The organism is Nonomuraea sp. SYSU D8015 (assembly GCF_008065375.1).
Taxonomy (GTDB): domain Bacteria; phylum Actinomycetota; class Actinomycetes; order Streptosporangiales; family Streptosporangiaceae; genus Nonomuraea.
Genome location: NZ_VJYI01000004.1, coordinates 118250 through 130242 on the forward strand (window position 1 = coordinate 118250; position 11993 = coordinate 130242).

Consider the following 11993-nt stretch of genomic DNA (forward strand, 5'->3'; position numbering starts at 1 on the left):
CCTGGATAGCAACGCTCAGGCGATGCGAGTCGGCCCTCGGCGGTGCCATAATCGGCGTCTTCGGGGTGCGCGCCGATGACGCGTCGCGAATAGGCGTCCATCCGCGAACAGCCTGAGAGAAGGAAGATTCGTAGAGCGGCTTACTCGTGCGGTCGTCGGGGTGGAAGGATGAGTGCCGTGTCCGCCCTTGAAGGGATCTCGCGCCTGGCACGCGCCGCCGTGTTCGCGACGGTGTGCGTCGTCATGTCCGCGGGCGGTCATGTCCTCGCCGGTAGCGCGCCGGTGGCGGCGCCGGCGTTGGTCGTCGCTGTGGCAGCGGCCTTCGCCCTGGCTTTCGCGCTGAACCGGCACGAGCGTGGACCCGAAGTCGTCATCACGGCGACGGCGGGTGCTCAGATTCTGCTCCACGAGCTGTTCAGCAGGAGTGATCCCGTCGCTCATGCCGATCACACGCATGCGGGCACGCCCGGTGTGGGCATGTTCGTCGCACATCTCGTGGTCGCGGTGGTGACCGGATGGTGGCTGCATCGCGGGGAGAGCGCCTTCTGGCTGATGGTACGGCTTTGGGGCATGGGTCCGTTGCCGAAGCTGCGCAGGCTGCTCGTCGGGGTGATCGAGCCGTTCACACCGCGTCTTCGGGTCGCGCTCGTAGCGGAGGCTATGGGGTACCGCAGCCCTGAACTCGATCCGATGATCCGGCGGCGTGGCCCGCCTGCGCTGCTGAACGCCTGCTGACCACCGCCTACCGGATTCTCCCGAGACGGTCCTCTCGTCCTCCGATCGTGCTTCGGAGGGTGGAGCGCGTGTCGGCGTCTGCCGCTTGTGCGGCATCCCACTCATCGCAGTGGCGCATGGTCGCCGTGACCATGCCAGCCTGCCACTTTGGAGTGACAGCCCGAGTAATGCCCGCTGGATTGACGTTCCGCCTGCTTCGCGCCATGGCTTTCGCCGTGGTGTGCTGTGGGCTGGGCGCGTTGGCGCACCTGCTCGGGGGCGGGATCGTGACCGCGCCCCTGGCGGTGACGGCTCTGGCGGTCTCCTTCGCGGCCGCCGTCCCGGCGACCGGCCGTGAGCGGGGGACGGAGGCGATTTTCTCCCTCCTAGTCGGTGTGCAAGTCGTGTTGCACCTGCTGTTCTACGCCGCTCCGTCGCTTCTCGCCCCGATGGCCGTGCCTTTCGGGCACTCGCACTCTGGTCTCGTCCCGAGTGCAGGCATGCTGGTCGCCCACGGCTTGGCGACCGTGATGACGGCCTTGTGGCTGTCGCGGGGTGAGGCGGCTCTCTGGGCGCTGCTGCGCCGCCTCGGCGTGCGGTTGTGCTTGTGGACCCGCATTCCGCACCGCACGGTGTACGGGCCGGTGACCGTATACGCCTTTGAGCCCGCGCCTCTTCACTCCGCTCTGCTGGAGCACTCGTCGAGCGGACGCGCCCCGCCGCGCTCGCCCGCCACCTAGACCTATCCCTTTCGCTCAACCGGACGGACCCGCTCCGCCCGGATGCCGTCATACGCCCAATCCTGTCACCGGAGCCGGGCATCGCGTCATCAGCAGCCACGGCTGCGGCATGAGCACACTCTTAAGCGCGGAGCCCGGGATCGTTCCAGCCCGCACTTCCTTTCCCTTTCGTACACGGCAGACCGCTCTTCCTCCTGTCACCAGATGCAAGGAGTGATCGACATGGATTCCACTCTCACCAGTGAACGCGTCGTCGACGACCGGCGTCTGACCTTGCTCGCCTTGGCCGCCCGTGACGGCGCCCCCGCCGATGTGGAGGTCTTCACTCGGGCGGTGTACACCGACGTGCGCCGCTTCCTCGCCTCCTTGACCGATGCCCAGTCCGCCGACGACCTCACCCAGGAGACGTTCGTCCGAGTCCTGCGCAGCCTGCCTGGGTTCGCAGGGAGGTCCTCGGCCAGGGCCTGGCTGCTGTCCATCGCCCGCCGGGTGGTCATCGACCGGTTCCGTGCCGCCCGAGCGCGACCTGTGGTGGCGGAGCTGGCCGACTGGCAGGCGGCGGTGGAGCGGTGCCAGCCGCGTGACCTGCCCGGCTCGCACGATGGCGTGGAACTGGTCGAACTGCTGGCCGAGGTGCCGCCCGAACGACGGCGAGCCTTCCTGCTGACCCAGGTCCTCGGCCTGCGCTACTCCGAGGCCGCCGCACTACTCGGCTGCCCGGTCGGCACCGTCCGGTCGCGGGTGGCCCGGGCCCGGCACCAGCTGTCGGCGTCCTGGCTCGCCGCCGAGCGGGCCGCATGACCCGCCTGGTGGCGAGGGCCCGGAACGCACGGTTCCGACCCAGGAAGCGAACCACCCATTCATCTGTGGACCTTAGAAGGAGCCCCATGACACTCACATCGGCACAAGACGAGTCCGTGCAGCTCATCATCGGCGGGATGACCTGTGCGGCGTGCGCGGCACGGGTGGAGCGCAAGCTCAACCGGATGGACGGAGTGGTCGCCAGCGTCAACTATGCAACCGAGAAGGCGACCATCCAGGCGGGCGGCGTTACGGTGGGGGAGCTGATCCGGGAAGTCGAACGCATCGGTTACACCGCCGAACCGTATACGCCGCACAATTCCGCCGCGCCGGACGACACCGATGACCGGCGGGTGCGGACGCTGGGCCGGCGCATGGTGGTCGCCATCGGGCTGGCCGTAGTCCTGGCGGACCTGTCGCTGGCGATGACGTTCGTGCCTGCCTGGCGATTCCCCGGGTGGCGGTGGGTGCTGATCGGCCTGACCCTGCCCATGGTGACCTGGTGCGCGTGGCCGTTCCACCGCACCGCGCTCAGGGCCGCGCGGCACGGCACCACCTCCATGGACACCCTGATCTCTACCGGGATCATCGCTGCCACCTGCTGGTCCTTGTACGTCATCGCGTTCCCGATCGACGCCGGACCCGTGGGATCGGGCGTATGGGCGCTGCTGACCGCGCCGAACGGTGCGCTCTACCTCGACGTCGCCGGCGGCGTGACCACGTTCGCGCTGATCGGGCGGCTGCTGGAGGCCCGGGCGCGGCGATCCTCCGGTGCGGTCCTGCGCCGGCTGGCCAAGCTGGGCGCCAAGGACGTCAGCGTGCTGCGCGCCGACGGCAACGAGTACCGCATTGACGTGGCGGACCTGCGAGTCGGCGACCGGTTCGTGGTCCGCCCAGGCGAGCGCATCGCCGCCGACGGCCGGATCGAGTCCGGGCAGGGCACGATCGACACCAGCGCCATGACCGGCGAGCCAGTCCCGGCCGAGGTCGCCGAGGGCGACACGGTGACCGGCGCGACGGTCAACCTCAGCGGACGGCTGGTGGTGCGTGCCATCCGCGTGGGTGCCGATACCCAGCTCGCCACGCTGATCCGCCTCGTCGAGCACGCCCAAGCCGACAAGGCCGCGATACAGCGGCTGGCCGACCGGATCTGCGGCTGGTTCGTGCCGGTCGTGTTCGTCCTGTCGGCGCTGACTCTGGCCGGGTGGCTGGCCGCCGGAGGCGAAGCCCACCAGGCGGTCACCGCCGCGCTGGCCGTCCTCATCATCGCCTGCCCGTGCGCGCTCGGCCTCGCCATCCCTACCGCGCTCCAGGTCGCCTCCGGCACCGGCGCCCAGCTGGGCGTCTTCATCAAGAGCCACCAGGCAATGGAATCCGCCCGTGCCATCGACACCGTCGTCCTGGACAAGACTGGCACCCTCACCCAGGGCCGCATGAGCGTGGTGGACCTGGCCACCGCCGGCGGCGTCCGGCCGAGCGATGTGCTGCGCTATGCCGGGGCCGTGGAAGACGCCTCCGAGCACGCCATCGCGGCGGCCATCGCCGCCCATGCCCGCGCCGAACTCGCCGATCTGCCCACGGTCAGTGCGTTCGCCGCCCTGGCCGGGCTGGGCGCCCAAGGCACGGTCGAGGACAGGCGGATCCTCGTCGGGTCGCCCCGGCTGCTGTCCCAGCAGAACATCGCCATCTCCGCGGGACTCGACCAGGCACGGAACCGCTGGGAGGGCGAGGGCCGCACCGTCGTCCTCGTCGCGGCCGACGGCACGGCCGTCGGAGCGCTTGCCCTCGCGGACGTCATCAAGCCCTCAGCCGCAGAGGCGATGGACCGGCTGCGCTCCATGGGACTACGCATCCTCCTGCTCACCGGCGACAACGCCGCCACCGCGCAAGCCGTCGCCGCGCAGGTCGGCATCACCGAGGTCATCGCCGAAGTGCTGCCCGCCGACAAGGCGGCCACCATTGCCCGGCTCCAAGATGAGGGATACCGCGTCGCCATGGTCGGCGACGGCATCAACGACGCCCCGGCGCTGGCCCGCGCCGACCTCGGCCTGGCGGTGGTCGAGGGGACCGACGTCGCGCTGGCCGCCGCCGATCTCATCTTGATCCGCGACGACCTGAACGTCATCCCCACGGCCCTCACCCTGGCCCGTGCCACCCTGGCCACCATCCGGGGCAACCTCATCTGGGCCTTCGGCTACAACGTCGCCGCGCTTCCACTGGCCGCCATCGGCCTGCTGAACCCCCTCATCGCCGGCGCCACCATGGCCCTGTCGTCGGTGTTCGTGGTCTCCAACAGCCTGCGCCTGCGCCGCTTCGCTCCCTCCCCGGCCACCGGTGACTTCCTCACCGAGCACCTGGACGATCAAGGCCGGTCGGAGGCGGAGCTGGAGTGTGAGCCGGACTGCCAGAACGCCTGATACGTGTGCCGGTTCCGGCGGTGCGCACGCCGGCAAGTCCAAGCGCGGCGTGTCGGTGCGCGGCCGCCGGCGCGGCGGCGAAAGTTCTGGGAACCGATCGGGGCATCGCGACGACTGGTCAGAACGAGGGCGAGTGTGCCCGTTGCCGTGGCCAGGACCTGGCGGATGTTGGCGTGCTGGCCACTTCCCCCGTCTGGGGACGTGCGGTGAACATGGGGACCCTCAAATCCGACCGATGGTTTGGAGGCTGAATGCGTGTCGACATTGTCGTCTTCGACGGTGCGGACGACCTCGACGTTGTGGGCCCCTTTGAGGTGCTGCGCCTTGCCGGCCGCGCCGACCTGGGCGTCACGGTGCGACTGGTGTCCCTCGATGGGCCGCGGACGGTGACCACCCGGGGCGGGCTGCTACTGCCAGCCGCCGGCTGGGCGCCGCAAGAAGCCGACGTGCTTATCGTGGCCGGGGGCGGGTTCGCGAACGGCGAGAACAGCGGAGTCTCCACGGAACTGGCGTCCGGGCGGCTGCCCGCGGCGCTGGCGGCCGCAGCCCGGCCGGGCCTGGTGCTCGCGTCGGTGTGTACCGGTGCTCTGCTGCTGGCCGCGGCCGGATTGCTGGCAGGCCGGGCCTGCACCACGCACCATCGCGCGGTCGCCGACCTGGTGGCGGCCGGTGGCCGGCATGTGGACGCCAGGGTGGTCGACGACGGCGACCTTGTGACGGCCGGCGGCATCACGTCGGGGCTGGACCTGGCGCTGTGGCTCGTTGAGCGTTATCGGGGCGCGGATGCGACCGCGCTGCTGCAGAGCATCCTGGAGTACGAGCGCCGCGAGCCCCTATGGCGCGCCGGCGTCCAGCCGCCCGTGCCGGCCGCGCCGGGAGAAGATCGATGATGCGGCGCCTGGTGCTGTGCCTGGTCGCGGTGCTGCCGTTGGCGGCGGCAGGCTGTGGCGACGCACCAGCGGCGGCACCGGTCGCGGCCACCAGCAGGCCGGTCGTGGTCGAGGACTGCGCCGGTAAAGACGTCACCTTTACTCAGGTGCCTGCCAAGGTGGTGACGCTCGACGGGTACGCCGCCCAGACGATGGCCAGGCTCGGCCTGACCGGCAAGATCGTCGGCACCGGCTATCCCGCCCCCTTCACGGTGGACGCCTCGCCCTACAAGGAGGAGCTGGCCAAGATCCCCGTGCTGGGCAAGGGAGTGCTGGTCACCGAGGTCGTCGCCGCCCAGCGGCCCGACCTGGTCCTGACCGGCTTTTCTGTGTTCGGCGGCCCGCCCGGCAGCCCGAAGGAAGCCGACCTGGCGACCATGAATGTGAAAGGGCTGGCCGCCTGCCTGCCAGGCGGCGGCAGGGCCATGCGTGACGGCGCCCCGAGCCCGGCCTTGACCGACCTGGAGCCTGCGTACGACTTCATTCGCAAGCTCGGCACCGTGTTCGGCGTCCAGGACCGCGCACAGAAGCTCGTCAACGAGCTGCGCGCCCGTCAGGAGGCCGTCGCGGCCAAGATCCAGGGCGCCAAGCCACGCGTGCTGATGGTGCAGGACAACCCGGTCGCCGGACAGCCGATCAAGACCTCCGGCAGCGGCACGCTCGCCCACGCCCTCCTCACGCTGGCGGGCGGCCAGAGCCTCTTCGCCGACGTCAGCTCGATGCACGCCGACGTCTCCCCGGAGCAGGTGGTCGAGCGGGATCCGCAGGCGATCTGGGTGATCAGCGACTACCCCTTCGCCAAGACGAAGGGGCGGGAACTGGTCGACGAGGTGAAGCGCAACCCGTTGCTGGCCGGAACCACCGCCGTCAAGCAGGGGAAGGTCTTCTCGACGTCGCAGTACCTGGTATCGTTCCCCAGCCCGCTGAACGTCGACGCGCTGGAGCAGCTCGCCGCCGACCTGCATGCGGGCAGTTCGTGACCGCCCTCGTCCACAAGCTGCCTCTTCGCGCCGCCGCGGTGCCGTACCCGGCTCTGCTCGCCGTGCTGGGGGTGGGGCTGACCGTCTCCGTGGTGTTGGCCACCGGGCTCGGGGCGGTCGCCGTGCCGTCAGGTGAGGTCGCCGGCATCCTCGCCCACCGCCTGACCGGTGGCGGCGACAGCGCGGCCACCGCCGACCTCATCGTCTGGCGGATCCGCTTTCCGCGGGTGTTGCTCAGCGCGGTGGCCGGCGCCGGCTTGGCCGTGGCGGGCGCCGTGGTGCAGGGTGTGGTCCGCAATCCGGTCGCCGATCCGTACCTGCTGGGTCTGTCCCACGGCGCCTCCGTCGGTGCCGTCCTGGTGCTGACGACAGGCGCGTCCGTGCTGGGCGCGCTGACCTTGCCGCTGGCCGCCTTCGCCGGCGCGAGCGCCGCGATGGGCATCGTGCTGGCGCTAGCCAGCCGGCAAGGCCGACTGCTGCCGGTACGGCTCATCCTGGTCGGCGTGGCCTTCGGGCACCTGTTCGCCGGAATCACCTCGTATGTGCTGGCCCTTACCGAAAGCTCAGCCGCGCAGCAGCAGATCATCTTCTGGCTTCTCGGCGGGCTGTCCGGTGCGAGCTGGGCCACCTTGCCCATCCCCGCCGCCGTGGTGGGCGCGGCAACCGCACTGCTGCTGGTACGGGCACGCCGGCTCAACGCCCTGGTGCTGGGGGAGGAGGCCGGCGCCGCACTCGGCCTCAACGCCAGCCGGCAACGCTGGTATCTGCTCCTCCTCGTCACACTGCTGACCGGTACGGTCGTCGCCGTGTCCGGCGGCATCGGCTTTGTGGGGTTGATCGTTCCGCACCTGGCCCGGATGCTGGTCGGCGCCGATCACCGGCGAATGTTGCCGATCACGGTGGTGCTCGGCGCACTCTTCCTGCTCTGGGCCGACGTCGCCGCGCGGACACTCGTCTCTCCCACCGAGCTGCCCATCGGGGTGCTGACCGCATTCCTCGGGGTGCCGTGCTTCCTCCTCGTCATGCGGGCCCGCGGGCTGGCCGGTCAGGAGACGCCATGAGACTCGACATCGACGCGGTGTCCGTCACGCTCAGCGGCCGGGACGTGATCGAGGATGTGTCGCTGGCCGTTCCCTCCGGGCAGTTCACGGCGCTCGTCGGGCCGAACGGCAGCGGCAAGTCCACCCTCCTGCGCACCGTCTACCGAGCCCACCGCCCGTACGCAGGCACGGTGCGCCTGGACGGCCGCGATCTGTGGTCCATGCCCGCCGCGCAGGCCGCGAGAAGCGTGGGCGTGCTCATGCAGGAGCAGCACACCGGCTTCGAGTTCACCGTCGCCGAGATGGTGGGCCTGGGCCGCACCGCGCACCTCGGCTTCTTTGACCGGTTCACCCACGAGGACCGGGATGCCGTCGCGGAGGCGCTCGACCGTACCGGCCTGACGGCTTATGCCCAGCGCCGCGTCGGGCAGCTTTCCGGCGGTGAGCGCCAGCGAGTTCTGCTCGCCCGCGCCCTTGCAGGCCGGCCACGCGTGCTCGTCCTCGACGAACCGACCAATCACCTGGACGTGCGCCACCAGCTCGACCTCCTCGAACTGGTCCGCGACCTGGACGTCACCGTGCTCGCCGCCCTGCACAGCCTCGACCTGGCCGCCGCGTACGCCGACGCCGTCGCCGTGCTGCGGGGCGGGAAACTGGTGGCGCACGGCCCGGCCGCCGAGGTGCTGACTCCATCCACGATCGGCGAGGTGTTCGAGGTGGAGGCCACGGTGCACGACGTCGGTGGCCGGCCTGGGTTCGCCCTCCGGCCGCGTTGCGTGTGCCCGGACGGGCGATGCCACTGGAGCTGCCGACGCCGTGCCGAGGCCCTGCTGAGCGATGCCCGCTGATCCGCACATCGTCGCCGTCCTCGCCCTCGACGGCGTGGTCGGCTTCGACCTAGTCATCCCCTGTCAGGTCTTCGGCACCACCCGCCTGGCCGATGGCAGCTACCCCTACCAGGTGCGCGTCTGCGGTGTCGCGTCGTCGGTGAACGCCACCGCCGGCGGGGTCGGCTACTACCGCATCGAAGCTCCCAACGGGCTGGACGCCGCCGAAGAGGCCGACACCATCGTGGTGCCAGGCGTCACCACCACCCGGCCGGCCCCCGAAGCGGTGCTCGTCCTGCTGCGCGAGGCCGCGGACCGGGGAGCGCGGATCGTGTCCATCTGCACAGGTGCGTTCGTGCTCGCGCAGGCCGGCCTGCTGTCCGGCAGGCGCGTCACCACCCACTGGGCGGCGGCGGATGAGTTGGCCCGCCGCCATCCCGACGTGCACGTCGACGCCAAGCCTCTCTTCCTCGGCGACGGGCACCTGTTCACCTCGGCCGGCGTAGCCGCAGGCCTCGACTTGTGCCTGCATCTCGTGCACCGCGACTTCGGCGCAGCGGTAGCGGCAGGTGCCGCTCGCGCCGCCGTCATGGCACCTGGCCGCGACGGCGATCAGGCTCAGTTCATCCCCCTGCCGCCGGTCGTCGCCGCGGACGGCAGTCTGGCAGCCACTCTCGCCTGGATGCGCGACCACGCGGCCGAACCGCTCACCCTCGCCGACATCGCCCGGCACGCCAACCTCAGCGTCCGTACCCTGTCGCGCCGCTTCCAGGAACAGACCGGCACCACGCCGCTGGCCTGGCTCGCCCACCAGCGCCTCCTGCTGGCGCGGCATCTGCTGGAGACCACCGACCTGCCCATCCCCGCCGTCGCCCACCGCAGCGGCCACGGTTCGGCCAGCGCTCTGCGCGCGCATTTCGACCGCGAGCTGCGCACCAGCCCGCACCGCTACCGGCAGTCCTTCCGGCCGCGCGACTGACGAGCCCGGCGAGGCGTATCGATGAGCTCGCAAGCTTCCACGGCTCCCCAGCCCCGGACCAGACCGCCTGGGCGGCCCTCATGATCTGCACGTCAAGGAGTACGCCGATAATTACACCTGGAGGCAGAACTACGTTGTAGTTCTGGGGGCGGGGATACGGAAGCCGAGATAAGAAATATCCTGTGAGTTTCCGACGTCGTGCCAGCGCGTATCCGGCCCCGGGCTACGAGGTGCGTCATTCCACGTGTATGTCGGACGGATGCTTGGCGAGCGGGGTTACCTTGATCTCCATGTAGGGGAACAGCGGGAGGCCTGAGATCAGGTCGTGCAGCTCGTCGGTGGTGTCGACGTCGAAGATGGAGATGTTGGAGTACTCGCCCACAATGCGCCAAAGGTGCGGCCACTTGCCGGAGCGTTGAAGCTCTTGGGCGTAGGCCTTCTCCCGCGCGACGATCGCCGCGCGGGCCTCGGGGTCTAAGTCGTGGGGAATGTGGACGTCCATCCGGGCGTGGAACAGCATGGGTGAGTTTCTTTCTCCGGTGTGCGGTCAGTCGCGGACCGGATCGAGCACGAACCCGTACTCCACGGTCTCGCCGTCACCGGACGGCGTGGGGTTGAGCATCAGCTCCGGCTTCACCGCCGAGGCGATGTCATCGTCGTTGTGCTCGTCACCGGGGAAGTACAGCTGTGCGGTGAGCAGCTCGTGGCCAGGCGCAGAGACTTTGACGTGGATGTGCGCAGGCCGCCAGGCGTGCCAGCCGGCGGCCGCGATCAGCTTGCCGCAGGCGCCGTCGGTGGGGATCTGGTACGGCGCGGGCTTGATCGTGTGGATCTCGAAGGCTCCGGAGTCGTCGGTGGTGAAGGTCGCCCGCAGGTTCCACTCGGGAAGGCCCGGGGCGAACCGGGAGTAGAAGCCGTCGGAGTCCGCGTGCCAGACCTCGACCTTGGCGCCGGCGAGCGCGCTGCCGTCGGTGGAGGTGACCCGTCCGGTCCAGGTCAGTGGGGTGCCGGCCTCCTCGTCGCGCATCGGGACGGTTCCGGTGGCGCCCTGGTCGGGGGCTCCAGGAACGTAGTAGGGGCCTTCGATGGTGCCCTTGCTGCCCTGACGGTGTTCGGTCGCGACCTCCTCGATGACGTGCTCGACCCAGACGTCGAGGAAGAGTGGCCACTCGCCGTCGTCGCCGACGTTGATCAGCCAGGCCTTCAGCGCGTTGTACTCGTCATAGGTGACCTTGTGCTTGCGCACGGTGGCGTGCAGGGCGTCGATCACCTCGCGTGCCAGCAGGTCGACACGCTCCTTGGGAGAGGCGGCAGTCACGGCCTTGTCGGTGCGGAAGCGTTCGGTGGCAGACGCACCAGAAGCGGCCGCGCTGGCGGTCTCGGTCATTCTTGCTCCTTGTAGGTTCGGTCGCTTTCGAGTTCATGGGTTCAGCGGTCTGTGCGGTAGCGGGCGAGCTTGTCGGGGTGGATCTCGACCCCGAGGCCCGGTCCTGGGCGGACGGTGAGATGGCCGTCGCGGATCTCCAGGGGCTCGGTGAGCAGGTCGTCGCTCATGTCGAGGAAGTTCGAGAGCTCTCCGGCGCGCTGCGAGGTGAGGCGGTACGCCGCGCCGAAGGCGACGGTGCATACGGAGCCGAGTTGGCCGTCGATCTGGTTGCCCATGACCACCTCGATGCCCAGGCCCTCTGCGAGGTGGTGGACGCGCTGGGAGTAGGTGAAACCGGTGCGGGCGGTCTTGATGCTGACCGCGGTGGCGGCACCGCCGAGGATCTCGCGGGTGACGTCGGCCGGGGTGACGGCGGACTCGTCTGCGATGAACGGGAGGTTGCACTGGCCGACCAGCCAGCGACGTCCGAGCACGTCGTCGGCGGAGCACAGCTCCTCGGCGAATAGCAGGCCGAGATCGGCCATCTCGTGCAAGGCGCGGGCGGACTCCGCCGGCGACCAGCCGCGGTTGCCGTCGACGTACAGCTCGACCTCGTCGCCGAGCCCTTCACGCAGGGCGCGCACGACCGCGGTGTCGAGCTGGAACGGCCGGCGGCCGACCTTCACCTTGAAGGTGGTGATCCCGTGGACCGCCCGCATCCGTTCGGCCTCGGCGACCATGGCGGCCGGCTCGTCGAAGCCGAGCATGTGCGACACGCGCATGCGGTCGGTGTAGCCGCCGAGCAGGTCAGTCACCCGCAGACCGAGCGTGCGGCCCAGGGCGTCCCACACGGCCATGTCGACCGCGGACTTGGCCACGGGGTTGCCGACGGTGCGGTCGAGCCGGTTGATGATCACCTCGCGCTCGAGCAGGCTGGCGCCGACGACCTGGGGGGCGAAGAGCTGCTCGATCACGGCCACCACTCCGGCCTGGGTCTCCCCGTAGGTGAACGGGCGCGGTGGCGCGTCTGCGACGCCGACGACGCCCTCGTTGGTGTGCACACGGACGAGTACGTGCTCGGCGACGGTGACCTCACCGCTGGCGAAGCGGAGCGGCTTGGCGTAGGGGATCGCGTAAGGAATCGCCTCCACCCGGGTGATCTTCATTGGGGGAGCCTCACGCCGTGCTGCCGCTCGGGGG

At 70.1% G+C, this 11993-nt stretch carries 12 protein-coding genes; 9 read left to right on the forward strand and 3 right to left on the reverse strand.

Going from position 1 to position 11993, the window contains the following annotated elements:
• Positions 1-177 precede the first annotated feature (177 nt).
• From ID574_RS19820 to ID574_RS19860, 9 genes are all read left to right on the forward strand, one after another.
• Positions 178-735, forward strand: a complete 558-nt coding sequence (locus ID574_RS19820) for a hypothetical protein (protein ID WP_188190425.1) — start codon at positions 178-180, stop codon at positions 733-735.
• A gap of 203 nt (positions 736-938) precedes the next feature.
• Complete coding sequence (locus ID574_RS19825) at positions 939-1454, forward strand: MFS transporter (protein WP_223166880.1); 516 nt, start codon at positions 939-941, stop codon at positions 1452-1454.
• 222 nt (positions 1455-1676) lie between these two features.
• Positions 1677-2255 carry a sigma-70 family RNA polymerase sigma factor gene (locus tag ID574_RS19830; RefSeq protein WP_188190427.1) on the forward strand — a complete coding sequence of 193 codons (579 nt, stop codon included), beginning with the start codon at positions 1677-1679 and terminating at the stop codon, positions 2253-2255.
• An 86-nt stretch (positions 2256-2341) separates the two neighbouring features.
• Complete coding sequence (locus ID574_RS19835; protein WP_188190428.1) at positions 2342-4672, forward strand: heavy metal translocating P-type ATPase; 2331 nt, start codon at positions 2342-2344, stop codon at positions 4670-4672.
• A gap of 251 nt (positions 4673-4923) precedes the next feature.
• Positions 4924-5562 carry a DJ-1/PfpI family protein gene (locus ID574_RS19840; protein WP_188190429.1) on the forward strand — a complete coding sequence of 213 codons (639 nt, stop codon included), beginning with the start codon at positions 4924-4926 and terminating at the stop codon, positions 5560-5562.
• Positions 5559-6581 (forward strand): ABC transporter substrate-binding protein, encoded by a 1023-nt coding sequence (locus ID574_RS19845; protein ID WP_188190430.1) that lies wholly within the window; start codon positions 5559-5561, stop codon positions 6579-6581. The genes ID574_RS19840 and ID574_RS19845 overlap by 4 nt, the downstream gene beginning before the upstream one ends.
• Positions 6578-7642 (forward strand): FecCD family ABC transporter permease, encoded by a 1065-nt coding sequence (locus ID574_RS19850; protein ID WP_223166881.1) that lies wholly within the window; start codon positions 6578-6580, stop codon positions 7640-7642. Before ID574_RS19845 ends, ID574_RS19850 begins: the two co-directional genes overlap by 4 nt.
• A complete protein-coding gene (locus ID574_RS19855) occupies positions 7639-8469 on the forward strand; it encodes an ABC transporter ATP-binding protein (RefSeq protein WP_188190431.1) in 831 nt (276 codons plus the stop codon). Before ID574_RS19850 ends, ID574_RS19855 begins: the two co-directional genes overlap by 4 nt.
• Complete coding sequence (locus ID574_RS19860) at positions 8459-9427, forward strand: GlxA family transcriptional regulator (RefSeq protein ID WP_188190432.1); 969 nt, start codon at positions 8459-8461, stop codon at positions 9425-9427. Before ID574_RS19855 ends, ID574_RS19860 begins: the two co-directional genes overlap by 11 nt.
• Before the next feature lie 235 nt (positions 9428-9662).
• Here the strand turns inward: ID574_RS19860 and catC are convergent, their stop codons facing one another.
• The 3 genes from catC to ID574_RS19875 are packed head-to-tail and all read right to left on the reverse strand — an operon-like array spanning position 9663 to position 11959.
• Positions 9663-9947: a muconolactone Delta-isomerase gene (gene catC, locus ID574_RS19865; protein WP_188190433.1), complete on the reverse strand. Its 285-nt coding sequence runs from the start codon at positions 9945-9947 to the stop codon at positions 9663-9665.
• A gap of 27 nt (positions 9948-9974) precedes the next feature.
• Positions 9975-10814, reverse strand: coding sequence for a catechol 1,2-dioxygenase (gene catA / locus ID574_RS19870; protein WP_188190434.1), 840 nt, complete (start codon positions 10812-10814; stop codon positions 9975-9977).
• Positions 10815-10855: 41 nt separating this feature from the next.
• Positions 10856-11959 (reverse strand): mandelate racemase/muconate lactonizing enzyme family protein, encoded by a 1104-nt coding sequence (locus ID574_RS19875; RefSeq protein WP_188190435.1) that lies wholly within the window; start codon positions 11957-11959, stop codon positions 10856-10858.
• Positions 11960-11993: the final 34 nt, after the last annotated feature.

Excerpts from the sequence above, each read along its gene's own strand:
- ID574_RS19825 (WP_223166880.1), top strand. The coding sequence starts at position 939 with ATGGCTTTCGCCGTGGTGTGCTGTGGGCTGGGCGCGTTGGCGCACCTG.
- ID574_RS19830 (WP_188190427.1), top strand. The coding sequence starts at position 1,677 with ATGGATTCCACTCTCACCAGTGAACGCGTCGTCGACGACCGGCGTCTG.
- ID574_RS19835 (WP_188190428.1), top strand. The coding sequence starts at position 2,342 with ATGACACTCACATCGGCACAAGACGAGTCCGTGCAGCTCATCATCGGC.
- ID574_RS19840 (WP_188190429.1), top strand. The coding sequence starts at position 4,924 with ATGCGTGTCGACATTGTCGTCTTCGACGGTGCGGACGACCTCGACGTT.
- ID574_RS19845 (WP_188190430.1), top strand. The coding sequence starts at position 5,559 with ATGATGCGGCGCCTGGTGCTGTGCCTGGTCGCGGTGCTGCCGTTGGCG.
- ID574_RS19855 (WP_188190431.1), top strand. The coding sequence starts at position 7,639 with ATGAGACTCGACATCGACGCGGTGTCCGTCACGCTCAGCGGCCGGGAC.
- ID574_RS19860 (WP_188190432.1), top strand. The coding sequence starts at position 8,459 with ATGCCCGCTGATCCGCACATCGTCGCCGTCCTCGCCCTCGACGGCGTG.
- catC (WP_188190433.1), bottom strand. The coding sequence starts at position 9,947 with ATGCTGTTCCACGCCCGGATGGACGTCCACATTCCCCACGACTTAGAC.
- catA (WP_188190434.1), bottom strand. The coding sequence starts at position 10,814 with ATGACCGAGACCGCCAGCGCGGCCGCTTCTGGTGCGTCTGCCACCGAA.
- ID574_RS19875 (WP_188190435.1), bottom strand. The coding sequence starts at position 11,959 with ATGAAGATCACCCGGGTGGAGGCGATTCCTTACGCGATCCCCTACGCC.